This is a genomic window from Neisseria sp. P0021.S006 (assembly GCF_051956895.1).
Window position 1 is genome coordinate 1 of the sequence record NZ_JBQCWZ010000981.1, and the last position, 547, is coordinate 547.

Consider the following 547-nt stretch of genomic DNA (forward strand, 5'->3'; position numbering starts at 1 on the left):
CGGCTATTATCACTATTCTTATTCCGTTGTGCGCGGTGCCGACCGCGTCGTGCCGGTAGACGTTTATGCGCCGGGTTGTCCGCCGACTGCGGAAGCCCTGATTTACGGCCTGATTCAGCTCCAACAAAAAATCAAGCGCACTTCCACCATCGCGCGTGACGAGTAAGGAGAAGACGATATGGCAAGCATTCAAAACTTATATGAGACCGTCGTCGGCGTGCTTGGCGATCAGGCAGGCAAAGTCATTTCAGCTTTGGGCGAGATTACCGTCGAGTGTCTGCCCGAACACTATATTTCCGTCATGACCGCATTGCGCGACCATGAAGACTTGCATTTCGAGCTTCTGGTTGACTTGTGCGGTGTCGATTACAGCACTTACAAAAACGAAGTATGGCAGGGCAAACGCTTTGCCGTTGTCAGTCAGCTGCTTTCCGTTAAAAACAATCAACGCATCCGCGTACGCGTCTGGGTTTCAGACGACGACTTCCCCGTAGTCGAATCCGTAGTCGATATTTACAACAGCGCGGATTGGTACGAACGCGAAGCC

Annotated in this window: 1 protein-coding gene and 1 pseudogene; both read left to right on the forward strand. The window is 52.3% G+C overall.

Annotated features, from left to right (window positions below; genetic code table 11):
* Positions 1–166, forward strand: a pseudogene (locus ACTHUM_RS18270) (NADH-quinone oxidoreductase subunit B); the annotation flags it as partial.
* A gap of 12 nt (positions 167–178) precedes the next feature.
* On the forward strand, positions 179–547 hold a 369-nt coding region (locus ACTHUM_RS18275; RefSeq protein WP_440403718.1), incomplete at its 3' end, for an NADH-quinone oxidoreductase subunit C.